Source organism: Pseudomonas sp. FSL R10-0399, assembly GCF_009600165.1.
GTDB classification, from domain to species: domain Bacteria; phylum Pseudomonadota; class Gammaproteobacteria; order Pseudomonadales; family Pseudomonadaceae; genus Aquipseudomonas; species Aquipseudomonas helleri.
Genome location: NZ_WIWK01000037.1, coordinates 21,624 through 47,557 on the forward strand (window position 1 = coordinate 21,624; position 25,934 = coordinate 47,557).

Annotated in this window: 17 protein-coding genes and 2 pseudogenes; 9 read left to right on the forward strand and 10 right to left on the reverse strand. The window is 52.4% G+C overall.

The window, feature by feature from the left end:
- Window positions 1–95: 95 nt before the first annotated feature.
- From GHO41_RS13060 to GHO41_RS13080, 5 genes are all read right to left on the reverse strand, one after another.
- A complete protein-coding gene (locus tag GHO41_RS13060) occupies window positions 96–2,528 on the reverse strand; it encodes a TonB-dependent receptor (protein ID WP_153433779.1) in 2,433 nt (810 codons plus the stop codon).
- A 126-nt stretch (window positions 2,529–2,654) separates the two neighbouring features.
- A complete protein-coding gene (locus GHO41_RS13065; RefSeq protein ID WP_371928909.1) occupies window positions 2,655–2,924 on the reverse strand; it encodes a type II toxin-antitoxin system RelE/ParE family toxin in 270 nt (89 codons plus the stop codon).
- On the reverse strand, window positions 2,914–3,120 hold the full coding sequence (locus GHO41_RS13070) for an antitoxin (RefSeq protein WP_153433788.1): 207 nt from the start codon (window positions 3,118–3,120) through the stop codon (window positions 2,914–2,916). Before GHO41_RS13070 ends, GHO41_RS13065 begins: the two co-directional genes overlap by 11 nt.
- Before the next feature lie 162 nt (window positions 3,121–3,282).
- Window positions 3,283–4,272, reverse strand: coding sequence for a FecR domain-containing protein (locus GHO41_RS13075; protein ID WP_371928910.1), 990 nt, complete (start codon window positions 4,270–4,272; stop codon window positions 3,283–3,285).
- Window positions 4,269–4,820, reverse strand: coding sequence for an RNA polymerase sigma factor (locus GHO41_RS13080; protein WP_123749644.1), 552 nt, complete (start codon window positions 4,818–4,820; stop codon window positions 4,269–4,271). The genes GHO41_RS13075 and GHO41_RS13080 overlap by 4 nt, the downstream gene beginning before the upstream one ends.
- A gap of 184 nt (window positions 4,821–5,004) precedes the next feature.
- On the opposite strand from GHO41_RS13080, the gene GHO41_RS13085 reads away from it, so the two are divergent.
- The 4 genes from GHO41_RS13085 to GHO41_RS13100 all read left to right on the forward strand — a co-directional run bounded on the left by GHO41_RS13085 (window position 5,005) and on the right by GHO41_RS13100 (window position 9,584).
- Window positions 5,005–5,493: a sigma-70 family RNA polymerase sigma factor gene (locus GHO41_RS13085; protein WP_048368275.1), complete on the forward strand. Its 489-nt coding sequence runs from the start codon at window positions 5,005–5,007 to the stop codon at window positions 5,491–5,493.
- Window positions 5,490–6,455, forward strand: a complete 966-nt coding sequence (locus GHO41_RS13090; RefSeq protein WP_371928911.1) for a FecR domain-containing protein — start codon at window positions 5,490–5,492, stop codon at window positions 6,453–6,455. Before GHO41_RS13085 ends, GHO41_RS13090 begins: the two co-directional genes overlap by 4 nt.
- 172 nt (window positions 6,456–6,627) lie before the next feature.
- Window positions 6,628–8,958: a TonB-dependent Fe(3+) dicitrate receptor FecA gene (gene fecA / locus GHO41_RS13095; RefSeq protein ID WP_153433783.1), complete on the forward strand. Its 2,331-nt coding sequence runs from the start codon at window positions 6,628–6,630 to the stop codon at window positions 8,956–8,958.
- A 200-nt stretch (window positions 8,959–9,158) separates the two neighbouring features.
- On the forward strand, window positions 9,159–9,584 hold the full coding sequence (locus GHO41_RS13100; protein WP_048368279.1) for an HPF/RaiA family ribosome-associated protein: 426 nt from the start codon (window positions 9,159–9,161) through the stop codon (window positions 9,582–9,584).
- 79 nt (window positions 9,585–9,663) lie between these two features.
- Here the strand turns inward: GHO41_RS13100 and GHO41_RS13105 are convergent.
- Window positions 9,664–9,927, reverse strand: a pseudogene (locus tag GHO41_RS13105) (phosphate-starvation-inducible protein PsiE); the annotation flags it as partial.
- 796 nt (window positions 9,928–10,723) lie between these two features.
- Here GHO41_RS13105 and GHO41_RS13110 point away from each other — a divergent pair.
- From GHO41_RS13110 to GHO41_RS13120, 3 genes are all read left to right on the forward strand, one after another.
- The gene (locus tag GHO41_RS13110; protein WP_153376147.1) at window positions 10,724–12,280 is read left to right on the forward strand and encodes a type I restriction-modification system subunit M; all 1,557 of its coding nucleotides are present in this window, start codon (window positions 10,724–10,726) and stop codon (window positions 12,278–12,280) included.
- Window positions 12,277–13,545 (forward strand): restriction endonuclease subunit S, encoded by a 1,269-nt coding sequence (locus tag GHO41_RS13115; RefSeq protein ID WP_153376149.1) that lies wholly within the window; start codon window positions 12,277–12,279, stop codon window positions 13,543–13,545. The genes GHO41_RS13110 and GHO41_RS13115 overlap by 4 nt, the downstream gene beginning before the upstream one ends.
- Before the next feature lie 123 nt (window positions 13,546–13,668).
- Window positions 13,669–16,791: an HsdR family type I site-specific deoxyribonuclease gene (locus GHO41_RS13120; RefSeq protein ID WP_153376151.1), complete on the forward strand. Its 3,123-nt coding sequence runs from the start codon at window positions 13,669–13,671 to the stop codon at window positions 16,789–16,791.
- Window positions 16,792–17,052: 261 nt separating this feature from the next.
- Here GHO41_RS13120 and GHO41_RS13125 read toward each other — a convergent pair whose 3' ends face one another.
- Window positions 17,053–17,496 (reverse strand): phosphate-starvation-inducible protein PsiE, encoded by a 444-nt coding sequence (locus GHO41_RS13125; RefSeq protein ID WP_153376153.1) that lies wholly within the window; start codon window positions 17,494–17,496, stop codon window positions 17,053–17,055.
- A 147-nt stretch (window positions 17,497–17,643) separates the two neighbouring features.
- Window positions 17,644–17,892: pseudogene (locus GHO41_RS13130) on the reverse strand (phosphate-starvation-inducible PsiE family protein); the annotation flags it as partial.
- 537 nt (window positions 17,893–18,429) lie between these two features.
- Here GHO41_RS13130 and GHO41_RS13135 point away from each other — a divergent pair.
- Window positions 18,430–18,696 (forward strand): YebG family protein, encoded by a 267-nt coding sequence (locus tag GHO41_RS13135; RefSeq protein WP_153433784.1) that lies wholly within the window; start codon window positions 18,430–18,432, stop codon window positions 18,694–18,696.
- A gap of 132 nt (window positions 18,697–18,828) precedes the next feature.
- On the opposite strand, the gene GHO41_RS13140 is transcribed toward GHO41_RS13135, so the two are convergent.
- On the reverse strand, window positions 18,829–19,746 hold the full coding sequence (locus GHO41_RS13140) for a hypothetical protein (RefSeq protein ID WP_153433785.1): 918 nt from the start codon (window positions 19,744–19,746) through the stop codon (window positions 18,829–18,831).
- 301 nt (window positions 19,747–20,047) lie between these two features.
- The gene (locus GHO41_RS13145) at window positions 20,048–24,172 is read right to left on the reverse strand and encodes a HigA family addiction module antitoxin (RefSeq protein WP_153433786.1); all 4,125 of its coding nucleotides are present in this window, start codon (window positions 24,170–24,172) and stop codon (window positions 20,048–20,050) included.
- Window positions 24,173–24,583: 411 nt separating this feature from the next.
- Here GHO41_RS13145 and GHO41_RS13150 point away from each other — a divergent pair, with 411 nt between their 5' ends.
- Window positions 24,584–25,522 carry an Abi family protein gene (locus GHO41_RS13150; protein WP_153433787.1) on the forward strand — a complete coding sequence of 313 codons (939 nt, stop codon included), beginning with the start codon at window positions 24,584–24,586 and terminating at the stop codon, window positions 25,520–25,522.
- The last annotated feature ends 412 nt before the right edge of the window (window positions 25,523–25,934 follow it).

The following is a 25,934-nucleotide window of genomic DNA, read 5'->3' on the forward strand; positions in this document are numbered from 1 at the left end:
GAGCGGGCTTGCTCGCGATTGGGTCTCTGCCCGGATATCCGCGTCGTCTGAATCGCGAGCAAGCCCGCTCCCACCCAAGGCCATAGCCTGCGGGTTTAAAACTCCAGGGTGCTGGACAGGGTGAACTGGCGCGAATCTCCGATCGAGACGAAGGTACGGCTGGCCGCCGAGGTGTAGTAGGTGCGGTCAAACAGGTTTTTGACGTTGAACTGGAATTTGACCTTTTGCCCTTCAATGCGGGTGTCGTAGGTGGCAAAGGCATCGGCCACGGTGTACGACGGCAGGTCGAAGTCGTTCAGGGCATCGCCCGCCCGTTCGCCCACATAACGGGCACCCGCGCCGACCCGCAACTTGTCACCGCCAATGATGCTGCCGAAGTCATACACTGCCGACACCGAGCCGCTGTTTTTGGCCACGTTCTGCAAGCGCATGCCTTGGTAGGTGTTGTCTTTGGTCACTTCAGCATCGGTGTAGGCGTAGCTGCCAATCAGGCTCCAGTTGTCACTTAACTGGCCGGTGACGTCCAGTTCCAGGCCGCGTGAGCGAACCTGGCCCGCCGTCGAGTAAACAGTGTCTGCGCCCACGGTTGTCGACACCAGTACGTTGCGTTTTTTAATGTCGTACAACGCCACCGTGCCGGTAATGCGTCCCGGAATGTCCAGCTTGGCGCCCAACTCCCACGACTTGGACTGCTCAGGAGCAATGGCCGAGTCGAGTACCACGCCGCCATCCAGCGGGGCGATGCTGGAGTTGGGCTTGAACGATTCGGTGTAGCTGCCGTAGAACGACAACTCATCGGTGTAGCGGTACACCAGCCCGGCACGCGGAATCCATTTAACCCCGTTGGTATCCGTACTGGCTTTGAACGGGATGGCTTTACCCGCCAATTGGTCGTACTTCTGGAAACGCGCACCCGCCACCAGAATCCATTGATCGGTGAGGTGAATGGAGTCTTGGGCAAATAACGAATCGCTGCGCAACAGGTCGGTCTGGTTGCTGTCCTTGGCGCTGACCGTGGTGCCCGCCACTTCATTGCCGTACACCGGATTGAGGTAGCTGAAGGTGGACTTGCTGTTTTGGCGGATCAATTCAGCCCGGTAGATTTTGCGGTATTCGTCATCCAGGCCAAACACCAGGTCATGCTGCATACCCGCCGCCTGAACCTTGCCTTGCAGGCTGACCGTGGAAAAACGGTCGGTGGTGAGGGCGCCCTTGGTGCCGTCCATGCTGCGAGTCAGGGTACCGTCCGAGTTGACCTTGGTCACACGCACTTGGCTGGCGTCGTAGGTTTCGCGGTTCCAGCTGTAGCCGAAGTGGGCTTTCCAGTCGTCGTTGAGGTCATGATCGACTTCAAAGCGGTACAGGTCCGAACGTCCTTCCATGTTGTTGAAAGGCTCATCCAGACGGCGAGTGGCCGGGATGTCCAGCGGATGGTTGGTCGCAGGGTTGATCGCCGTGCCACGGTCAAACGGCGAGAGGAATTCGCGGTGTTCGTAGGCCATTAACACTTGAGTGTTGTCGCCGTACCAAGCCAGCGACGGCGCCACGAGGGTTTCGCGGTGCACGCCAAAGTTGCGCCAGTAATCTTCGTCTTCGTGGTCGACGATCATCCGGTAAGCCAGCCCCGAATCACCCAAAGGGCCAGTACTGTCCAGGCTGCCACCGCTGCCGTTTTTACCCGAGCCATAGCTCGAACCGCGCACGGTCACGGCGTTGTACTGCTCCAGCAACGGTTTTTTGCTGACCACGTTGACCACGCCACCCGGGTCTTGAATGCCGTAGAGCAACGAAGCCGGGCCTTTGAGCACCTCGACCCGCTCAGCGGTGGCATTCAGCGCCCGCCCCTGCACGATGGGCATGCCGTCGCGCATGATCGAGCCGTCGCGGTTGTCACCAAAACCGCGCTTCATCACCGAGTCCTGGGTGCTGCCCAGAGTATTGCCCTGGGTGATGCCGCTGATGTTGTTCAACGCGTCATCGAGGTTGCGCGGCGCCTGATCGCGAATCACCTGCGCGGGCACCACGTTGATGGTTTGCGGGGTTTCCATGGACGAACCCGTGCCGCGCATCACCGATGACGTGGCGGGAGGCTGATAGGTGGTGTCGTTTTGCATCTGCGAGGTAATGCTGGTCGCCCCCAGATTCAGCGCATCCCCGGTCGGCTGCGGCTCAAGGGCGTAGGTGGTGGCGTCAATGCGGCGGACGTTGAAGCCCGAATGCGCCAGCAGCTGTTGCAAGGCCTGATCTGCACTCAGGCGACCTTTAATGGCCGGTGCTTGCAGACCAAAGGGCGCCTCGTCGGTGTAGACCACACTGAGGCCGGTCAAGCGGCTGAAATCGTTTAATGCTTGGGGCAATGCCTTGGCCGGCAGATTGAAATCAAACAGCGCCACGGGTTGCTGCTGCGCAACGTCTTGTGCCAACGCCACGCTCAACGGGCTGAGTGCCAGACCTGCCATCACCAGCGCAGACGCGCCCATCCACTGCTTTACCGAACCGCCTGCCGCCGACCTTGCCCTGGACTTCATGCTCATGACCTGTGTATGACTTGTTACGGAATACGAATTTTTCGCATTTTCAAGCACTACACGGATGGGCTCAGGGTTTACCTCACCTGTTGTTGAAAAATAATTTTAAATCTCCTCTGCATACCCTCAAGGGTATTTCTGACGAGCATGTAGCACAGCCAAAATATCGATCTGGTCCGTTACTCGGTAGATCACCAGATAATTAGGCCGCACGACGATTTCACGAGTGCCGGGCATCCGGCCAAACCGATACAGGTGAGGGTTTGCTGGCAGAGCAGAAGTCGCAGCTTCAATGGCCAGGGTCAGTTCAACCGCTGCGGCAAAGTTATGGTCGGCGATGTAGTCAATAATTTTCATGAGGTCAGCCCGAGCCTCGGGCCGCCATTCAATCCGCACTGTTCGTGTTGCGCTTCGATTCAATAAGCGCCCGCATATCGGCCATTACTTGATCGTGCGGGACACCGGGGCCCGGATCATCCAGCGCGGCTTGTACCTTGGCGTGAAACCAACGGTCATAACTGGCCGCCTGCTCTTGGGTTTCGACCTTTTTAGCGTCGGACTCTGCAACACAGTGCGTATGTTTAGCGCTCATGGGGGAGCCCTCCGGGTGAATGTTCATGAGTCTAATCCGTACCTGATTCACTGTCGTTGCCGGGCCGATGAAGGGGGTGAACCAGATGCACTCAGGCTAGGCTTGTGAATCGGCTTTCACAAGCAAACCACGCCGCTTTGGTTTGAGAGAAAAGTCCGGTAATCAGCGCAGAACAATCACCTTCCCGAACAGGTTGTGCTGTTCAAACCCGAGCACGCCTTGCAGAGAATTAATCACTGTTTGCGGGTCCTGGCTGGGGAAGCTGCCGCTGATACGCCGTTCACCCAACTGCGCATTCAGCAGCACAATCTGCCCGGGGTAATAACGCTTGAGGTCGGCCACGACATCGGCCAGCGGGGTTTTGTAGTACGTCAGCCAGCCCGTGCGCCAGCCCAGTTGTGCAAGGCTGTCGACGCGGTGCACGGTGTCTGCCGTGCCTGCGGCGTAGGCCACTTGTTGATCGGCAGTCAGAATCTGCTGCGGCGCCTGTTGGTCCGCCTTGACCCCGACCCGCCCGGACAACACCGTGACCTGCGCGCCGCCAGGCTGTAAACGAACCTCAAACTCGGTGCCCAACACCCGTGCTTCGCCGCCGTCGGCATCCACCACAAATGGCTGGCCGGTGTGGGTGACGTGAAAAAACGCCACGCCCCGGCGCAATTCGACATGTCGCTCGTTGCCACTGAAGCTCACGGCAATGGCGCTGTCGGCGCCCAGCGTCACTTCGGATTGATCGGCCAGGGTCAGGGTTCGAACTTGCCCCGGCGCACTGACGTAATCGGCCCCCAGATCATTTAGCCAGCGCATGGGCTGCCAACCGGCGAACACTCCCACCATCAGCAACAGGCAGGCAGCCACGGCCAGGCCGCTGGACCAGCGTGCCAGGCGATGACGACGGCTGACGTTCATCTGCGACAGGTAGCGCTGCAACACCAGCGCTTCTTCATTGGCCAAGGTGTTACCCGCCACTTCGCTCAGTTCCCACACCACTTGCGCCTGCGCGTAGGCCTCAGCATGGGCCGGGTCTGCTTGCAGCCAGCGGCTGAAGGTGGCCTGGTCGCCGCTGTCGGGCTGATCATGCAGCACGCTCAGCCATTGCAGCGCGGTGCGCTCCTGCTCGGGTGTCACCTGGATCTTCGAATGTTGAGTCACGATGCTGTCCCTGGCGGCTCTCGCAAGCTGGCCTTGCAGGCCTCTAGGGCGCGCATCATATGTTTTTCGACGGCACTTTGGGACACGCCCGTGACCTTGGCGATCTCGGCATAAGTGCGGCCATGAATGCGATTGAGCAAAAAGATGTGCCGGGTGCGCTCTGGCAGACTGCGCAAGGCCGCCTCGACCTGGCGCAAATCATTGCCCGCCTCCAGCGCCGCCTGCGGCTCACAGCCTTGGGCGTCAGGCTCGGCCTGCCAATGCTGGTTGAGCCGGTCGCGGCTGCCTTCGCTGCGCAGATGGTCGATAGCGATGTTGCCCGCGCAACGCAGCAAATAAGTGCCCAGTTCCTCGACCTGAACCAAGGGCCGACGCCAGAACCGCAAAAACAAATCCTGAACCAGATCGGCGGCCGTGGCCCGGCAGCCCACGCGGCGGCTGACCAGCGCTTCCATTTGTGGGCGCTGGGATAAAAACACCTGCAGAAAATGCGCACGTCCATGGCGCGATTCACTGCCAGGTCCATCCTTGAGTTCGGGAGGGTTCATGGGCGTCGAGGCGGGAAGTCAAAAAGAAGGCGGATATTAATGATAAATATTCTCATATGCAAAAGCAGATGACGGGCTGTGCTGAATCCTTTGATCAAGGGTGATTGCTCAATCCAATCCCTCGCCACTACAATGCGAACAATTCTTGTTCTCTAAAGCGTCTTCTGCGCAGCTGGAGTGGTCGTTGCCCCCGTCAAACACCGTCGAGGTTCTCTATCAGGACCACCACAGCTGGCTCACCGCCTGGCTGCGGCGCAAGCTGGGTTGCCCGCAAGGCGCTGCCGATCTGGCGCAAGACACCTTTATGCGGCTGCTGACCGCCCGTGAAACACCGACCATTGCCGAACCCCGGGCATTTTTGACCGTGGTCGCCAAGCGCGTGCTGTTTAACCACTATCGTCGCCAGGAGCTGGAGCGCGCCTATTTGCAGGCGCTGGCGGAGCTACCCGAGACGCTGGTGCCGTCTGAAGAAGACAAAGCCATCATTCTGCAAACCCTCGCCGAGCTGGATCAATTGCTCGACGGCCTGCCCTCGCCGGTCAAGCGTGCCTTTTTGCTGGCACAGGTCGATGGCCTGAGCTATGCCGAGATCGGCGCGCAACTGGGTATTTCAATTGCCACGGTTAAACGCCACCTGAACAAAGCCGCCCTGCGCTGCTACTTCGCCCTGTGAACGGCGCCTTCAACAACCCGCCAGACATTACCCCGGGGGTCGCCGAGCAAGCGGTGAGCTGGCTGGTGGAAATGCAGGGCGGCGCGCTCAGCCCCCGGCGCCAGCAAGCCTGGGAGCATTGGCTCAAGGCCCACAGCGAACACCAACGCGCCTGGGAGCATATTCAGCGGGTCAACCAACGCTTGCGCGGGTTGTCCTCGCCCCTGGCCCACGCCGCGTTGAACGCGCCGAAAAACAGCAGCCGTCGCCACGCCCTCAAGCTGTTGCTGTTGTTGGGCGCGGGCTCGGCACTGACCTACAGCCTGCGCGACCAATTGCCGATCACCCCGCTGCTGGCGGATTACAGCAGCCCGGTCGGCCAGCGTCGCAAAGTGCAGTTACAAGACGGCAGCCTGATCCAGCTCAACACCGCCAGTTCGGTAGATGTGAACTTCAACGCCCAGCAGCGGGTGATTCGCCTGCTGGAGGGCGAGATACAACTGATTGCCGCTAAAGATCCTCGGCCTATGCAGGTGCTCACCGCCAATGGCCTGTTGCAGCCGCAGGCCGCGCGCCTGAACCTGCGCCAATTCAATAACCGCACCGAACTGGCCGTGTTTGATGGCCGGGTCGCGCTGTCACCGGCCGATCACACCGGCAGCCCGTTGTGGGTAAACGCCCATCAGCAGGTGAGCTTTAACCGCTTGGCCTGGAGCACTCCGCAGGCGCTGGACGCTGGCAGCGGCGCCTGGACTGACGGCATGTTGGTGGCCGCACATATGCGCCTGCAAGACTTTCTGGCCGAACTGGGCCGCTACCGCCGCGGCCAACTCAATTGCGACCCTAAAGTCGCTGAGCTGCTGATCTCCGGCACTTACCCGATAGACGAGAGCGAGCGGATCCTAAGCCTGCTGGAAATCAGCCTGCCGGTGCGGGTCAGACGCTTTACCCGATACTGGGTGACAGTCGAGGCACGTGCGTAGCCCCCTGTAGGAGCGAGCTTGCCTCGCGATCTTTTTAAAGATCAAAAGATCGCGAGGCAAGCTCGCTCCTACACGATGTGTGCTTATTTCAAAAAACGTGAGCTGTTTTCAAATCTGGCGTGACAGAGAAGGTAAGCCACTTCGATTTATCCCTTCTTCTCAGGACTTTTTCATGCCCGCTCAGCCGTTCCGTCTTACGTCCCTGGCCAGTGTGTTACTGGGTGCCAGCCTCAGCTTCAACGCCGTTGCCGAGGCTGACGCCAAGCACTATCACATCGCGCCCTCCTCCCTGGAAAACGCGCTGAATCAGTTTGGACGTGAAGCCGGGGTGCTGATTTCGTTCAGTTCGGCCGCCGCCAGTGGCCTGCAAAGCCACGGTCTTGAAGGTAACTTCAACCCGGAGCAAGGCTTGCAAACGTTACTCGAAGGCACTGGCCTGCAAGCCCGTTCTGAAGGCGAAGGGGCCTTTAGCCTGCAACCGGCACCCGCTGCTAACGCCCCGCAGAGTATCGAACTGGGCGCCTCCAGCGTGGTCGGTGACTGGCTGGGCGATGCCGAGCAAATCAATGTGTTCGAGCATCCGGGCGCCCGTGACGTGATCCGCCGCGAAGAGTTCGAACGCCAGGGCGCCACATCTGCCCGCGAGGTGCTCAACCGCATCCCCGGCGTCAACGCCCCGGAAAACAACGGTACCGGCAGCCATGACATGGCCCTCAACTTCGGCATACGCGGCCTCAACCCGCGTCTGGCTACGCGCTCGACGGTGTTGATGGACGGCATTCCGGTGCCGTTTGCGCCGTACGGTCAGCCTCAGTTGTCTTTTGCCCCGGTAAGCATGGGCAACATGGACGCGGTGGATGTGGTGCGCGGCGGCGGTGCCGTGCGTTATGGCCCACAAAACGTGGGCGGCATCGTCAACTTTGTGACCCGCGCGATTCCCGTGGAGCCGACGGTCAAAGTGGGCGTTCAGACCGAAACCAGCCCGTCGTCCACCCAGGACGGCTTCAAGAAAACCGCCAACCTGCTGGCAGGCGGCACGGCCGACAATGGCCTGGGCGGCGCCGTGCTCTACTCCGGAACCCGTGGCAGCGACTGGCGCGAACACAGCGACACGCGCATCGATGACCTGATTCTCAAGGGCAACTACCAACTCGACGAAGCCAACAGCTTCAACGCCATGGCTCAGTACTACGACGGCGAGGCGCAAATGCCGGGCGGCCTGAGCACCGCGGCTTACAAGGCTGACCCGTATCAATCGACCCGCCCGAACGACAAGTTCTGGGGCCGTCGCACGCTGGTTAATTTTGGTTATCGCTACCAGGAAGACCGCCGCGAATTCACGGTGAACAGCTTCTTCACCAAAACCCTGCGCAGCGGGTATCTGGATCAAGGCACCTTCCTCTCGCTGTCACCCCGCGAGTACTGGGTGCGCGGGGTTGAAACGCGCCTGGCCCAAGGCTTTGACCTGGGCAGCAGCGTGCACGAAGTGGGCGTGGGCTATCGCTACATCAACGAAGCCGGGCACGAGTTGCGCTACCGCACGCCTATCGCTGACAACCAACTACCGACCACCAGCAGCCGCAACGACCGCGACACCCGCGGCGCCACCGAAGCGCACGCCTTTTTCATCGACGACAAAATCGATATCGGCAAGTGGACATTCACGCCCGGCATTCGCTACGAAATGATCGAACAGCAGCAAACCAATCTGCTGACCCACGTGAAATATAAAGGCGATTACAACACGCCGCTGCCTGCACTCAACGTGATGTACCACGTCACCGACAGCTGGAATATTTACGCCAACACCGAAGGTTCATTCGGCAGTGTGCAGTACAGCCAGATGCCGAACCGGGTCACTGGCGGCGAAGTAAAACCTGAAAAAGCCCGCACCTGGGAACTGGGCACACGCTACGACAATGGCAACCTGCGCGCGGAGATCGGCGCATTTCTGATCAACTTCAACAATCAATACGACAGCAACCAGACCACCGACACCGTGATCGCCCGGGGTAAAACCCGCCATCAAGGCATCGAAGCCAGCGTCAACTATGCGCTCGAAGGCTTGAGCCCTGAATTGGCCGGTTTCGACGTGTATGCCACCTACGCCTATGTTGACGCGACCATCCGCGAAGATGGGCCGAACAAAGGCAATCGCGTGCCGTTCTCCTCGAAAAACAAAGGCAGCCTTGGCGTTGCTTACACCCAAGGCCCGTGGAAGGCCAATCTGGACAGCACCTTCCAGAGCAACCAGTTCGCTGACAACGCCAACACCCGCACTGAAAGCGCTGACGGCAGCACCGGCCTGATCCCCGGCTACATGCTGTTCAACACCCGCGTTGGCTACGATTTCGGCCATCAACTGTCTGACCTGAACGTTGCCGTCGGAGTTAAAAACATCTTCAACCACGAGTACTACACACGCTCATTTGACGACAACAACAAGGGCAAATACGTGGGCGAACCTCGCACCGTGTACGTCCAGACCTCTGTTGCATTTTGATATAAATCGGCCATGGCCCGCCCATGCGGGCCTTTGCCCCTGTCAAAGACTGACGCGGATCAGGGCCAATGATTGTTCCTGAAAATAGTGCTTGAAATATTTGCTCATCGGCTCAAACACTGTAGGTGAGCGCTGACGATGAACCTTTGAGTCGCGAGGCCGTCACAACTCACACGAGCACGCTAGATAAGGGAAGCATTATGCAAACTGAAGTCTTTTCCGATAAAAACATCGCTGTTGACGCACGCACCCAGAATTGGGTGACAGCTACAGTTGAAGTTACGCTCGAGCGTTACTTGTTAGACCTGACTCGAGTCATCGTGCATGTCACCGATGAGAATGGCGGCAAGTCCGGTCCAAAAGACAAACGCTGCAAAATGGAGGCTCGTCCAAAAGGTCACCAACCGATTCTGGTATCCCACGACGCTAATGAACTGACACTCGCCGTTGAAGGCGCTGCGACCAAACTGCAGCACGCTCTGGAGCATTTGTTCGGCAAGCTAAAGAGTAAACCCACTGCAAAACTGCCCGTTGAGGGGTTCGGAGAGAAAGAGCACAAAACCAGTGCTGACGCTTTGCTCGAAGAAGAATTCCTGGAAAAAGAACAGGCCGCACTCAACAGCTGATTCAGCGCCAAGGGCGCACTAAAAAAGGGCGGGCTTACTTCGGTAAGCCCGCCCTTTTTTGTGGTGCAAAAACGCCAGATTACAATTCGCCCTTCTCCACCTCCGGGTGCTCGCCAGAACCGGCGCCGGTCTTGCGATGCGGGTTTTCGATCTTCACTGACGGGAACTGCGAGGACGCATAGCGCACCACCAGAATCGCAAACGCCAGCAGCAGAATCGCCCCGGTCAGGTACACCACGCCCATGTCTGGCGGGTTGTGGTGCGAGACGTTGGAAATCAGCAAACGGGTCAGCGCCGTGATCGCCACGTAAATCAGGAAGCGCACGGGCATGTGGTTGGTCTTGTCTCAAACCGTAACCTGACTCCACCACCATCACGAACCATTACAGTGCAAAGTGGTGCAGCCTCGGCTTATTTAGATTACATATATATATCAGCGAACGCACACCAAGCCACACCAGATGACTAACCTCGATTATTGAAAAGATAAGATTTATTAATAAAGCTATCCGCCCTCATATGACGTAAATCTCAACGGCAGGCGAGATATCAAGTGAACGTGCAATGCCTGCTTGTATTTCCCCCACCAACCGCAAGTGCTTGATATTCGTTAAATTGAAAATTAGCGCCTCATCCTCAAAAGTTTTAAATTAATAGCCAATGCAGTTGCACGAAAAAACTGACAAGATTTCAGACGGCTAAGGATGGTCTGAAAAAGCCCCTTATCGGAAAACCAAGCCCAGTAAATACGGAGCTTCCAGAGCAGGATCTCGTCAAGAAGTGGGCTTTTTCAGAGCTTCCCTAATCAACTCACAGAGTATCAGATTTACTGGCTACAGAGTTCAATGATAACAAATAATATTGCCTGCCCCAGACTTCATAAAATATTTTTTGCTATATCGCCGAAAGCTTTTTTTGATTTTACAGCGTTTTTTTTATTTTTCCTCCTAATGTCGCCACGACCGTAGGAATAACTCTGCTGAGTGCCGGCCTTTTTTATTTGCACTGCGTATCTCCAAGCAACAAAAAAACACATGCAGGCATACAGGTGGCTGCGCTATAATAACAGTCGAACCCCTGCTATCTATCAACCCGCTTCCCTGTCGATAAGCAGCTCATTAAATTTTGAAGGAAAACCAATGACCAGTCTGCAGCAACGCGCTGAACTACATCGCCAAATATGGGCTATTGCCAATGATGTTCGCGGCTCCGTGGATGGATGGGATTTTAAGCAATACGTGTTGGGAGCGCTGTTCTATCGCTTTATCAGTGAAAACTTTTCCAGTTATATTGAAGCGGGTGATAACAGCGTAAAATACGCTGAGCTGGATGATAGTGTCATTACTTATGATATTAAAGATGATGCTGTCAGAACCAAAGGTTACTTTATCTACCCCAGTCAGTTGTTCAGTAATGTGGCGGCGAAAGCCAACACCAATGACAGGCTGAACGCCGACCTGAATAGTATCTTTGTGGCGATTGAGAGTTCGGCTTACGGTTATCCGTCTGAGCCCGACATTAAAGGTCTGTTTGCTGACTTCGATACAACCAGCAACCGGCTTGGTAATACGGTTAAAGATAAGAACAGCCGACTGTCAGCAGTATTGAAAGGCGTGGAAGGATTAAAACTCGGCAACTTCGTCGAACATCAGATTGACCTGTTCGGGGATGCATACGAGTTCCTGATTTCCAACTATGCAGCTAATGCAGGTAAGTCAGGTGGTGAGTTCTTTACGCCTCAGCATGTTTCTAAGTTGATTGCTCAGCTTGCGATGCACGGGCAGAAGCACGTCAATAAAATCTACGACCCAGCAGCAGGCTCTGGCTCGTTACTGCTTCAGGCGAAGAAGCACTTTGATAACCACATCATCGAAGATGGTTTTTTTGGACAGGAGATTAATCATACGACATTCAACCTTGCGCGTATGAACATGTTCCTGCACAACATTAACTACGACAAATTCAATATCAAGCTGGGCAACACTTTGCTGGCACCTGAGTTCAAAGATGATAAGCCGTTTGATGCTATCGTTTCTAACCCACCTTACTCGGTGAAGTGGATTGGAAGCGATGATCCTACGCTGATTAACGATGACCGATTTGCACCTGCTGGCGTTTTGGCACCTAAATCCAAGGCTGACTTTGCTTTTGTTCTCCATGCGCTTAACTATCTGTCATCCAAAGGCCGCGCCGCTATCGTCTGCTTCCCCGGTATTTTCTATCGCGGTGGTGCAGAGCAGAAAATTCGTCAGTATCTGGTAGACAATAACTACGTGGAAACTGTGATTTCATTGGCACCTAATCTGTTCTTCGGCACCACGATTGCGGTGTATATCCTTGTGCTGTCAAAGCATAAGACCGACACCAAAGTGCAATTTATCGACGCCAGCGGTCTGTTTAAGAAAGAAACTAACAACAACGTCCTGACTGATGTGCAAATTGCAGAAATCATGGCGGTATTCGATAGTAAAGCCGATACGGACTATCTGGCAAAATCTGTGACCGCTGAAGCTATTGCCGCTAATGACTACAATCTATCAGTCAGCAGCTACGTGGAAGCCAAAGACACCCGCGAAATCGTCAACATCACCGAGCTGAACGCTGAGCTGAAAAAGACCGTCGCCAAAATAGACCAGTTACGCACCGACATTGATACGATTGTGGCGGAGATTGAAGGTAGCGAGGTGCAGGTATGAGCGAGCTGAATTATCTGGAAAAGCTGCTGGATGGAGCTGGGGTTGAGTGGAAACTGCTTGGTGATGCTTCATTTTTTGAAATAGCAAATAGTGGAAGAAAACCAGTAAAGGCTTCTCTGCGAGTTGTAGGTAAAACGCCATATTATGGAGCTAATAATATTCAGGATTATGTCGACGGGCATACTCATGATGGTGAATATGTATTGATTGCAGAAGATGGTTCTGCAAGCTTGGAAAATTACTCTATTCAATATGTGGCTGGTAAATTCTGGGCAAACAACCATGTGCATGTAATTCGTGGTAACTGGGCTGTTGATTCCAGATACTTGTTTCACTATCTGTGCATTGTTAATTTCATTCCGTTTCTTACCGGCGGAGGGAGAGCTAAGTTAACCAAGGGGCAGCTAATTGACATTCCAGTCCCCATCCCTTGCCCCAGCAATCCTGAAAAGTCCCTCGCTATCCAGTCAGAAATCGTCAGGATTCTGGATACATTTACCGCTCTTACCGCTGAGCTTACCGCTGAGCTTACCGCTGAGCTTACCGCTCGCAAAAAACAGTACAACTACTATCGTGACCAGTTGCTGAGTTTTGAGGATGAGCGGGCGCCATATCTGGAAAAGTTGCTGGATGGGGCTGAGATTGAGTGGATACCTATTGGTGAGGTTGTTTCGCGAACTAATAATATAAATTGGCGGAATGTAACACGGACCTATCGTTATATCGACCTGACCTCAGTTGATATCAAAACAAAAACAATCACTGATGCAAAAGAAGTCAGTTCAAAAAATGCTCCAAGCCGAGCACAAAAAAATATTGAAAAAAACGATGTAATTTTTGCAACAACGAGGCCGACCCAACAACGTTTTTGCTTAATAGATGAACAGTATTCAGGCGAAGTAGCGAGCACTGGTTACTGTGTTTTACGCGCAAACCAAAAAAAAGTTCTACCAAGATGGATTTATCACTGGATTTCAACAAGTAGCTTTAAAACTTATGTTGAAGAAAATCAAAGTGGCTCAGCTTATCCAGCAATATCTGATGCTAAGGTAAAGGAGTGTCTAATCGCCATCCCTTGCCCCAACAATCCTGAAAAGTCCCTCGCCATCCAGTCAGAAATCATCAGGATTCTGGATAAATTCGAAACACTAACCAACTCCATCTCCGAAGGCTTACCGCGTGAAATCGAGCTTCGCCAAAAACAATACGAATACTACCGTGACTTGCTGTTCAGCTTCCCAAAACCAGAATCCGTAACAAAATGACAGAAGCGCCCCTGCCAGTGAGAACATTTGACTGGTAGGGCTGTTTGCATTGCTATAGCCCGATGTTCAGTGTAGGGGCATCACCGCTTCATCCTTCGCAGCATAACGACAGCAGGGAGCAGTATGACGCAGCAGACCAAAACCATTGCCGAATCCAATAATTTCATCGTGCTGGATAAATACGTCACAGAATGGGAAGCCGGTGATCGTTACCAGAGCGAGTCCGAGTTAGAGCGTGAGCTGATTCAGGATTTACGCAATCAGGGCTATGAGTTTGTGCCTGAGTTGACCTCCCAGTTGGCAATGCTGGCGAATGTCAGGGTGCAGCTTCAGGCGCTGAATCAGGTGGTATTTAACGAAGGGGAATGGCGACGCTTTACCGAGCAGTATCTGGATAATCCGAGCGATACGATAGTCGATAAGACCCGTAAAATTCACACTGATTACATCTGTGACTTTACCTTTGATGACGGACGACTGGAAAATATCTACCTGATTGACAAGAAAAACCTTGTCCGTAATAAGGTGCAGATCATCCAGCAGTTTGAGCAAACAGGGACACATGCTAACCGCTATGATGTCACTGTGCTGGTTAACGGTTTGCCACTGGTGCAAATCGAGCTGAAAAAACGTGGCGTGGCGATTCGGGAAGCGTTTAACCAAATACACCGCTACAGCAAAGAAAGCTTTAATACAGAGAACTCCCTGTTCAAGTATTTGCAGGTCTTCGTGATTTCAAACGGAACAGACACCCGTTACTTTGCCAATACGACCAAGCGGGACAAAAACAGCTTCGATTTCACCATGAACTGGGCACGGTCTGATAACACCCTGATTAAAGACCTTAAAGACTTCACTGCCACTTTCTTTCAGAAAAATACCCTACTGAACATTCTGTTTAATTACACCGTGTTTGATATCAGCAATAACCTGCTGATCATGCGCCCTTATCAGATAGCGGCGACGGAGCGGATTTTGTGGAAAATCAACGGGGCTTATCAGGCAAAAAGCTGGAGTGGTAAAGATGGTGGCGGTTTTATCTGGCACACCACCGGCTCTGGTAAAACGCTGACCAGCTTTAAAGCCGCTCGACTGGCAACAGAGCTGGACTTTATTGATAAAGTCTTCTTTGTGGTTGACCGTAAAGACCTCGATTATCAGACAATGAAGGAATATCAACGTTTTTCGCCTGACAGCGTAAATGGCTCTGACAGCACCGCTGGACTGAAGCGTAATCTGGATAAAGATGACAATAAAATCATTGTCACAACTATCCAGAAGCTGAACAATCTAATGAAAAGTGAAGCCGATTTACCGGTCTATCACAAACAGGTGGTGTTTATTTTCGATGAGTGTCACCGCAGTCAATTCGGTGAAGCCCAGAAGAACCTAAAAAAGAAATTCAAACGTTTCTATCAGTTTGGTTTTACCGGCACGCCAATATTTGTCGGTAAAAATGCGTTAGGGGATGAAGGCACCGCCAGCGTTTTCGGTGCGGAATTGCACTCCTACATTATCACTGATGCCATTCGTGATGAAAAAGTACTGAAGTTTAAAGTTGACTACAACGACGTCCGCCCGAAGTTCAAAGAGCTGGAAACAGAAACAGACGAAAAGAAACTCAGCGCCGCCGAGAATAAACACGCTTTACTGCATCCTATGCGTATCAGCGAGGTCACGCATTACATCCTTAAGAATTTCCGTCAAAAAACACACCGGGCTTTCTCTGGTGCAACAGGCTTTAATGCCATGTTTGCCGTCAGCAGTGTGGATGCAGCCAAAGCCTACTATGAAGCGTTTAGAGTCATCCAGCAGGCGGCTATTGAACAGGATAAAAGCTACAAGCCGTTGAAGGTAGCGACTATCTTTTCATTTGCGGCGAATGAGGAGCAGGATGCTGTCGGTGATATCAATGATGAAGGGTTTGATGTCACGGCGATGAACAGCAGTGCGCGGGAGTTTCTGGAATCGGCTATGGCGGACTATAACGCCACGTTCAAGACCAACTACAGCACAGATGGTAATAACTTCCAGAACTACTATCGTGACTTGTCTGAGCGTGTCAAAAAACAGGAAGTAGATCTGCTGATTGTGGTCGGAATGTTCCTGACAGGATTTGATGCACCGACACTAAATACCTTATTTGTTGACAAGAACCTGCGTTACCACGGACTGATGCAAGCGTTCTCTCGCACTAACCGTATTTACAACTCCACCAAAACCTTCGGGAACATTGTGACCTTCCGTGATTTAGAACAGGCCACTGTGGATGCCATCACCCTATTTGGTAAAAGTAACACCCGAAGCGTGGTAATGGAAAAAAGTTATAACGAGTATATGGAAGGCTTCACAGACACGCTTACCGGAGAGGCGCGACGTGGCTTCATGGATATCGTGAGCGAGTTGGAAAACTGCTTTCCGAAACCCGCAGACATTGAATCCGAAAATGAGAAGAAAGCCTTCGTTAAGCTGTTTGGTGAATATCTTCGGGCAGAGAACGTCCTGCAAAACTACGATGAATTTACCACGCTGAAAGCTCTGCAAACTATTGACCTCAGCGACCCGGTAGCCGTGGAGACGTTTAAAAACGGACATTATTTGGATGATGAGGCTTTCGCCGCGCTCCAGACTGTGCGCTTACCTGCTGAGCGTAAAATTCAGGATTATCGATCCAGCTACAACGATATCCGCGAGTGGCAACGTCGCGAACGTGACGCTAACACCAAGGATAAAAACACTGTTGACTGGGATGATGTTGTCTTTGAGGTGGATTTGCTTAAGTCTCAGGAGATTAACCTCGATTACATTCTGGGGCTGATTTACGACCATCACCGAAATAGTGCGGATAAAGAGACGCTGAAAGATGAAGTTAAGCGCTTAATTCGCGCCAGTTTGGGGAACCGTGCGAAAGAGGAACTGATGGTAGATTTTATCGAGCAGACCAATCTCGATAACATACCGTCCAAAGAGGGCGTCATTGAAGCTTTCTATACCTTTGCACAGCAGGCTCAGCAGCGCGAGGCCGACGCCCTAATCAAAGAGGAGAGCCTGAATGAGGATGCAGCACGGCGCTACATCAGAAGCTCTCTCAAGCGAGAATACGCCTCGGAAAACGGCACGGCACTGAATGAAACGTTACCAAAGCTCAGTCCGCTGAACCCACAATACAAATCTAAGAAAAAAACCGTTTTCCAGAAGGTATCCGCTTTTATTGATAAGTTTAAAGGTGTAGGTGGAAGCGTCTGATATCACACAGGAGGCTCCGGCCTCCTGAATCTGCTCTCAGGATTTTTCTGTCATCTGAAACCATACGGTGAGTTGTGCTGTAGGTGATCAATTAATTTGCGAATGGGGATCACGTAAATTCAAATACAAACCAGCCAAATCAAACCTATGAACAATTCAAGGTTGAAGACGGTCCAAAAATGAGAGTCTTACACGTCTTCAGCCTCGGCCATAGAGTGTTTCGCCTTCCTTAAGGCTTTTTGCCACCAGATCAGTCGCTGGTCATTCTGTTTGGGCATTTTCTTTCACGGAAGGGAAACGTGCCGAGGCATATCGCACGACCAGAATCGAAATGGAAAGCAGCACCACGCCACCTGTGAGGTAAAGAATCCCTTCATCCGGGGATTTGTGATGCGACACATCGCTAATCAGCAGTCGGATCAGAGCCGTTACCCCGATGTAGAGCAGGAACCGCAATGGCATGTGATTTGTGCGGAAATAAATTCCGCTCATAGCCAGAAGCTCGAGATAGATGAACAGCAACAAAATGTCATCGACGCTGATTTTGTCTTGATGAAGCATGTCAATGAAGGTGGTGATGCCTGCGTAGACTGTGATCGCCCCAATCGCAAAAAGCGCAAGGTAGTGGAACAACTCAACCCCGAGGTTCCCAAGGCTGTTTGCCCCAGCATGAACCCTAACGCGCATCCGATCCGCCCATTTCATACCTTCTCTCCCAACACACGCCGAAATCGGCAGAAAAAAATTAACACAGCAATTTAGAACAAAAAAGGGAAAATCCTACGCCATAAGCCAATGATTTTTATAGGTTTTTATGAAGATCATCCGTTGGAGAAAAATGTTAGATATAGGGTGGTTGGTCTTGAAATAAATCCCGACCATCGCCCCCAGTTCCAGGTAGATAAACAGCAGCAGAATGTCGTCGATGCTGATGTTGCCCTTCTCCACCATCTGCAGAAATTCCATCACCGCCGCCCAGGCAGTGACTGCACCAATGGCGAACAAGGCCAGGTAGTGGAAGGTTTCAACGAACAAATTGCCCATCGATTCGGCCAGCTCATGGACCCGGCGACGTAGCTTCTCAGCTTTGTTTACTCTCACGATGCAGCTCCTTGAGTCGATTAAAACGGATCATCCGCGATGAACGTGACGCTTTCTGCATGCAGAAAAAAGGCCAGTCACCGCCAGTGAGATGATGGCCAGCCGCGATTAGACACGTCCCCTGCCATTTGCAGCTAGAGTCAAAAAGTCGCTATTCAAAGGGCGATGATTGGCTTATGCTTTTGGCTGTATAAAAACACAGTATTCGTAAGACAACTTATCGTGAAGGCATATGAGGTGGTAAATGGCCGTCGAAGTGGTATACCGCAGCAGCCGAGATCTGGAGCGTTTGTTCATGATTTATCGGACAGTGCGAGTGTAACGATGCCACACCAGACTGTGCAGTCTACGTTTAAAGGACATTTAAATCAGTCAGTTATGTAAGTACACCTGTGGTCCTTTAGATAGGTTTTCCGAAGTACATGTACAGATGTTAGCGATCAAGGGTGTACATTTACTACTCCCTTAGGTATTGATTATTTTTTCAGAGCACTGCCACAAGTTGTTGGGTAGACCATAAATTTTGAGAGGCCGATTATGGCAGTAGAAGTCTTGTACCGAAGCACTCGCGATTTGGAGAAAGTTTTTTTGGATCGAAAATTAGCTGATGCACATGATCAAATGCTTGAATTGGCAGAGATTTTAACTGCCGTTCTCATTAAAAATGTACCAGGCCTTGACGAAAAACATGCTGAGGATGCAAGCATTTTTATGGCGAAAAATAGAGCAATCTTTGCGTCGGCGTTTAAGAGTGGTGCTAATGTGTTGGATCAGTTGACTGGAAAAGACGATAGCGCCAATTGAGATGGTTTCACAACACGTAGCCAAGCCATTTGATGCAGGGCGGATCAGCATGCTTGAACGTCCTGCGTTCGGCCCCATAACCGCCCTTGATGGTGGATACCTATGGACAGGGCGTTGTTTAAATTACTGAGTCTAGAAGTCCGATCGAATGCCCGACGCATCGAGAGATTCATAGTCTTCGGATGTGCTCGCCGCAGAGTCGATCCAATCCTCCTCTTGATCGAGCCAGCCGCCCGTGTCTACCATCAAAGAGTCTTCGACGAACTCTAGCGCCTCAGGATTCGGATTTGCCGCTTCGCAAGTCAATTCGCAGGTGTAATCGAACGACTCATCCAGTTCGGCTCCATCGCCCCTTCTGAGATCGGAGTTAGATCCCCACTGCAGTGTTACCCCTATGCTACCGCTTACCCTGATATGCACGGTCTCTGAGGTGATACTGGTAACCTCATGCGAGTTCACATAGATTTCTTCAAGGGAATAGTGTGTGGCTAGCTCATCTACAGCGTCCAAACTTTCCCCAACTATCTGCTGTACCGTCGCATCATTGATCGCATGCGATAAACGATCCCCGACGGCTGTTCTACACTCCTGGATGCAGGCCATCAGTCCGGCCACGGCTTCGATTGTTTCTAGTGTGAGGCGCTCGATGTCGTCTTCTTCCAACAGGAAAACTTCTGGTGTGATGTGGACGTATCCGTTCAAACGGACTACGGCATCTCGAAGCTCCTCAAACTCCTGAGCGAAGTCCAACCGGAGCTTTGTTCGCATGTAGTGGTTGGAAAGCCCGCCCTGCGTTGCATACACACACCGCTCGACTCGGGTTACCTCCGGGACAACGCCTTCTGCCTTCCGCTGCCACCATATGCACTTTTTCACCTCGGCGTCTGGAGCAAGGCGCTTCAGCGTGTGACCCACCAGCTCGCGCATAGCAAAGGCGAAGTTATGAAAGCGCAGCCTGTTCCTGCGGTCTTCGAGATTAAACATCGCAGCTTCATAGAGGCAACGCTCGAACTGAGCATCACCGATTAGCTGCAAGATCCTTTCGTCCATGTTCGTCCTCTCGTGTACGACCATTCCGGATCATCGCTCAGAGCGGGGATGGAAGTCACCTATAGGCTGGATGTTAAGCGCTTCAGGAGACCATGCAGTCAGAGCTTGGCCAATAATGGGCGAGCAAGGGGCAACAGCCCCATATCCATGGTAACCGCCGCAGCCTCGCGTTAAATCCAACGACACTCAAACACATCATGCTCGTCGACCGGCGGGACATCCATTCCAACCCAACCAGTTAAACAGTTCATCATCGACTCGCTAGTCAAGATCTCGGTCATGATGAACTGCTCCATATTCATCAGTGTAAGCGGCGACGAATACCTGCTTGATTGTCCTCTCGAATCGCTTCATGATCGTAAGTTCTAGCCAAGTTCATAAGTAACTTCGAAGCAACAAATGGATGCGAAAACTGTAGAGCCTCGCTCCAAGTTCGATACCTAGTAGCGAGTTCGCGTTCTTGCTCGCCCCCCTCACCACGAAAATGTGCGCCCCGAGAGTTGTATACTCCTGTATGCGCCCCCTCCATCATTGGCTCAGACTGAATATCTTCAATCACGTTACGAACAGGCGTGCACGGCCAGATGCCATCTTTTCCCACTGGTGCATGCGAAAGGAGCTTCCCAATGCAAACATCCGAAATGTCTCCACGGCTCAGTTCGTTACACGACTGGCGGACCGCCTCTATCCATTTCGCAAGACGCACTTCATCAACCTCGCCGAAATCATCCTGTCCAGGCAGGCGGTGTATGGCCTCTAGCAACCTGTAACCGCGCTTGGCCATTTCGCCTATGCGATCTGGCGTGATTTGAAACTCAGCAGGGTCGGTCGCGCCATCCGCTCGTTTGTACATCCAGCAAATTGCCTGAACGTATAATTCAGGATGCTGCTCAATGTATTTTTCAAGATTGGGAACCTTGGAAGCTTCGGACCTGCCCCAGGGTTGTCCTAATACATCTATATATGCGAACTCCAAGCTAGCCATTTGCTCAAGAGATATAGATGAAGACCGATCTAACTGATTGAACGCTTCTTCTACGTGGTAATGCTCTAGCATGTACTGATCAGGCAGATCTCTACCACCTTTTGCCATCTCTGACAACAGTTTGTAAATTACCATTCCGTCAATTTTAGCTATCTCATATCGAATGCACGAAAACGCTGCGCGAGGTCTTTCGGCATTTAACAAGCGTTCGACAGCTTCGCTCCTCTCCGATTCTGTGCCATGCAGCCATTCCGGCGCCACCTCACCCCAGTAACGTAACTGAGCACGCTCTCCAAGGGTATCAACTAGCTTCCAAGTTCCTTTACCAAACGGGGCAAGCAAGAATAGATCAACCATACCCTCCTCAGACACACCAGAGATGACTTTAAGCAAGATAGTTTCGCGCTGAACGTCATCCGTGATAGCTCGAATTGCACCACCGATGAGGTTCTTCTGAGAATGGACCTCACTCTCACCGATGAGGATCGGATCAAGTGCAAGTCGAAGCAATTCGACCAACTCCGATTCCGACAGCACGGAGCCAGCGGCAAGCGAACCAATCACCCAAGGAGCTCCTCCTTGTTCGGACAATTTTAAAATTCCGGAAAAACCACATTGCATGAATACTTCGCGTAACGCTTCTGTTCTCTGATCGTTGATGCGCTTTTCACGCTCACGGTAGTTAGACTCTTCAATATTTTGTAATTCGTCAGCAGATTCCTCGACCCAAGCATTTCGGAACAGCCACAAATACTTATTAACTAGATCGCTCGGCTCAAGCGCGTTATAGGCGGCTTTTCCTGCTGCGTTTAAACTGTCGTCAACACCAGTCCTCTTCGCACGTAGAACCGCACGACGCGACAGTGTTGAAACTCGAATTTTCTCGCGCATCACTGCCTTGTCAGCGTCACTTGCCTCAGCCTTTGCCCAACTCTCAATTAACTTCCATACTCTAGCCTGGTCCTCGTTACTCAGCGCTTGCAGGCGATCGACTAAATCACTGAGCATTTCCAAGGTGTAATCCGCCCAGCTCAAAGAGAGTTCAACTACCTCGCGTACAAACTCTCGAATCGGACCCCACGTAGGAAGGGGCTCGCCGTACCCATAACCATCAGCGCGCCATCGCGGCTTGTGACTGTAGTCGCCAACTTGGCTGTGATTCTCAAACTGAGCGATACAAATCTTCCATGCGACATCAGGAAACTTCAAAGCTAGTTTCTTAATCAAATCCACACGTTGGGGTAGACTTGCCGCGGTCTGAGGCATCCATGCTCGAAAAATCGAGCGCAGCGAATTTGCGGGCTTGTTGAGCCAGTTGTCCTTAATCTCTATCTGCGCGAGCCGTGCGAGAATAAAGGCAGCACGGTGTAAGGTAGCGGGATTCCATGACAGACCCTCAAGCGCCCACAACAATCCCGTTCGACTTGGGCTACCGCCTAGCAAGCCAGGACTGACTGGCCTCAGAAGTTCAAATACCGCAGGACTCTCCGATCGAAGGTCCCGCTCCAATATAGATAGAAATTCATCTGGAGCTGCTTCTGCATAAGTCGGAAGGTCGCGATCATTAGCTTCTAAAGCTCGTGTCGTTAAAGGAGTCCGAAGCAAATCACGAACTACCCGAATTACCTCCGTTTCAATATCAATGCCGAAGCGCCCCCTGAACACTTCTTCGCCGTGAACCGCGAGCAAAACCAAAGTTTCCGATATACCTTCTCGGAAGATGCTCGAGAATTCGCGCACCTTACCATGATATGGTGCAGTCCAACGCTGGTCTTCATCAAAGTCGAGAGCGGGGTCGTCCTCTCCTAGGACCATGCGTGCCATTTCGAAATAGCGAGTTAGGTCAACTTCCATGATCCCGTCAGCGGCTGCGTAGAGCAGATCAAGCTTTGAAACCACTCCTCTGGCGGTGCCTATCGACCAGATCGGCGCGTCGTTAAGCTTTGCCAAGCTTTGACAGTCTTTTTCAAGCTCATCGTAGGGGCGCTCACCAGCGAGAAGTGAGAGCCCTATCTTATCGGCGTCGTTCCGGCTATCCCAAGCCCCGACGAGCAGAAATGGAACAAGCTTGGTTGCTATATGGACGTTCGCAGCCCACTCTGGCAACTGCACTGCTTGTACGGACGAGAGACGTCTTCGCAAAACGGTAAGAGAGCGGCCCGAGATTTTAGCAAGCTGTGTGACTTCATCCCTACTTTTGCCCATGCCTTCCAGGGCCGTATTGAACGCTTGATAGCTAGCCGGCTCCAAGATCACATCAGGAATCTTTACTGCGGCATTACGAGGGTAAATTACAAACGAGTGCATAGACTTTGCGAAGGGAGCAAGATCTCGCTCGACCTCACGAGTGTATACGACCGGTATGAACGTTTGTTTACCTGAAGCGAGCCGAGGCAGTACATCAGGCTTATCAAATACCAAAACCCGATCTCGATAAGAAGCTAATTCTTCAGCGCCGTATTCACTAAGTAACTGGGCAAGAAATGCAAGAGCCTCTTCTGTTGAATCTGCAGCGATAGTAATTGGACGCTCTGGCGTATTGGATAAGCGACTTATCACTGTGCGCTTTGCAGACTCAATCGCAGAATTAAACAGAGCACCTGTGAGAGGAGGCGCTGCGACCTCGGCCCAGTCTGCCCAGCATTTGTCGAGCGACCGAACGGCCTGTGCTGGGATACATGTCTCATTGGCGAACCATGCTTGGGCAGGCAGAGACTGCTCAAGCCATTGCTCAAGATCGCTCGCGTCATAAGCACGCACATCCCTCCACAGATTTAGCTCTTTCTTAGAAATGACCCAGGTAGCCTTCCCAGCCCAACGGCGGGGGGTAACAAACACAAACGTCGTTTCGGCACGCTCTCTCTGTTCGAGCGCAGCTACGCTTTTCTCAAAGTCGCCACTTGCTTTAGAGCGGGGATCTTCATTGGTTCCAAATTCCCAGCCGGAGCGACCGACTGGAATCCAAGGTGTCCCCTCGCCTGCTATAACGAAACCATCCCACCCCGGTCGCTCGGCATCGTCATTGCCAGGAAAGTCGACTTTTGTGAGCCCGCGGCCGGTTGAGTGCACAAGCGTGCGCAAGAAAACGGCCAAGCGGGACCGCGCTCGAATGCTGTTGGAAACCCACCCTTCAATGGCATTAGCCTGAATCGCTAGGAATGGGGGTACATAGGTCACCGCATCATCAGGCGCTGCCTTTCGCTGGGCTCGCGACGCATCGTATTGAGCCTGCATCTCCATCAAGTCCCTGAGCGGAAATTTAAACGCCTTCTCTAGTCGAGCAGCCATTTCCGCAGATAAAGCAGCCTTACCATTGAGCAGGTTCGATAAGGCAGGCCGCCCAACGCCTACAAGCTGGGCAGCCTTCGTGACTGACATCCCGGACGGGATGACCTCTGTCTTAATGCGTATCCCAGGGTGTAGAACATCGATGGTCGGCATCGTGAATCCTCGGTGTATGAGCTGCGGAGTCGAGCTCGCTCCAAAATATTGTATTGCGTAGCGCTACACAATACACTAATGTAGCTCCGGCAGGTGAGATGGGGACCATTTGACTGCTTGGACCAGTCAGAAGACGTAGGATTTTCGTCAAAGGCCTAAAGCTTGAATCAGCGGGAGTATTGAAGGGAGTGATCGCAGTGTCCAGCGGTGGCGGCTGGTTCCGAGCAGCCGATGATACTGCTCACGCGAATGACTCATTGGTGGGATTGGGTTTTCTCGCCCCGTAAAAAGCAAAAACCCCGCAGCATGGCGGGGTTCTTACTCAGGGTACGCGGGCACGACCGGAACTCCGGAAAACCCACGTTTCGAGAGTGAAGATAGTAGAAAACCGATACGTTGACAAGGGACTCTATGCATTTCCACCTGACCGCCCCGCGCCTCAAGACCCTCGACGCATTTTTCGTTACCACGAGTGAAAGCGATCTCTTTGGATGCTACGCATGGACGCAAGCAGTCGGCGCCGCTCTCCTACCGATCCTCGGCGACCTCGAGGTCAGCCTTCGCAATGCCCTGCATAGAGGCCTGTCCCAGTACTACAGCGGAGCGGACAGCTTTGAGTGGATGCTCAAAACGAGACCTAACCCGTCCAGTCCTGCCGAGCCAACCTACTGGCACAAGCTCACACGATACACCCACGAGGATGTACTCGGCGCGGTTGGGAAGATCGCAAAGAAGAAAGGAAAAGGGAATGCAACTGTTGACGACATTGTCGCGAAGGTTCCCTTCGGATTCTGGGAAACGATTATCAAAGGCTTGAAGCATAAATCGCACCCTGCTGGCATGCAGGCTAGCGTTTTATCAACAGCATTTCCAAACGCCCCTGACCTTGCTACGACGCCATACGATGATGCGGCGTTTGTCGATCGACTGGCTAATCTACTTAGCCAAGTACGAGATGTTCGAAATAGGATTGGCCATCACGATCAGATCTGGAGAACGCCGGAGTTTGACTCATATGGCAATCTGGGCTTTATACCTCGCCGGCCACGCCAAACGGTAAACAGCCTCCGTTTGCTCGCAAACCAAATAACTTGGCTAGCAGGCTGGATAGATCCCGAAATTACTAATTACATTAAGGCGTCCGATCACTGGTGGTCCCTGCAAGCTCTGCTGACAAAAGAAGCATTGACAGTGTATCGGAAGAACGGTGGTAGGGTCGGTACGTACGAGGCGGTGATTCGCACGACACCACAGCATGAAGTCGTCACTTGGCCTAACAAGACTCCTCGTACTCCTGAAAAAATCCATAGGATCAATCGTCGCAGAGTATCTAACAATATTTTCTATTGAAGCCAATTGCTGCTGATAAGCCGTTCGTTAGCCTTGAGAAACTCATAATCTGAAGGCCTATACTCATATTGCACCGGGTAGCGCAAGCCTCTCCCCAAATACACATAGAGCAGCCTGGGCTCACTGACAACCCGTTGGTCGCTGAGTGGAAAAAGTCCGCACCTTACTGACTGGAGATTAAACAGTTTAGAATGACAATACTGAAACTCGCCTCCATATTCAATAGTACTGATTGAAGCTAATTTTAAAATTAACACAAAGACAGCTACGCTAGAGTAGTCGATTTGCCTTCTAAAAGTTGCAACGACAAATGAAATGATAAAGTTTCTTTACTCCCTGAATTCATAGAATAAGCGCAACGCTTGAAACGAGAGGCAGAGAGCCAGCCACCGGTAGAATCCAGGCTCTCACA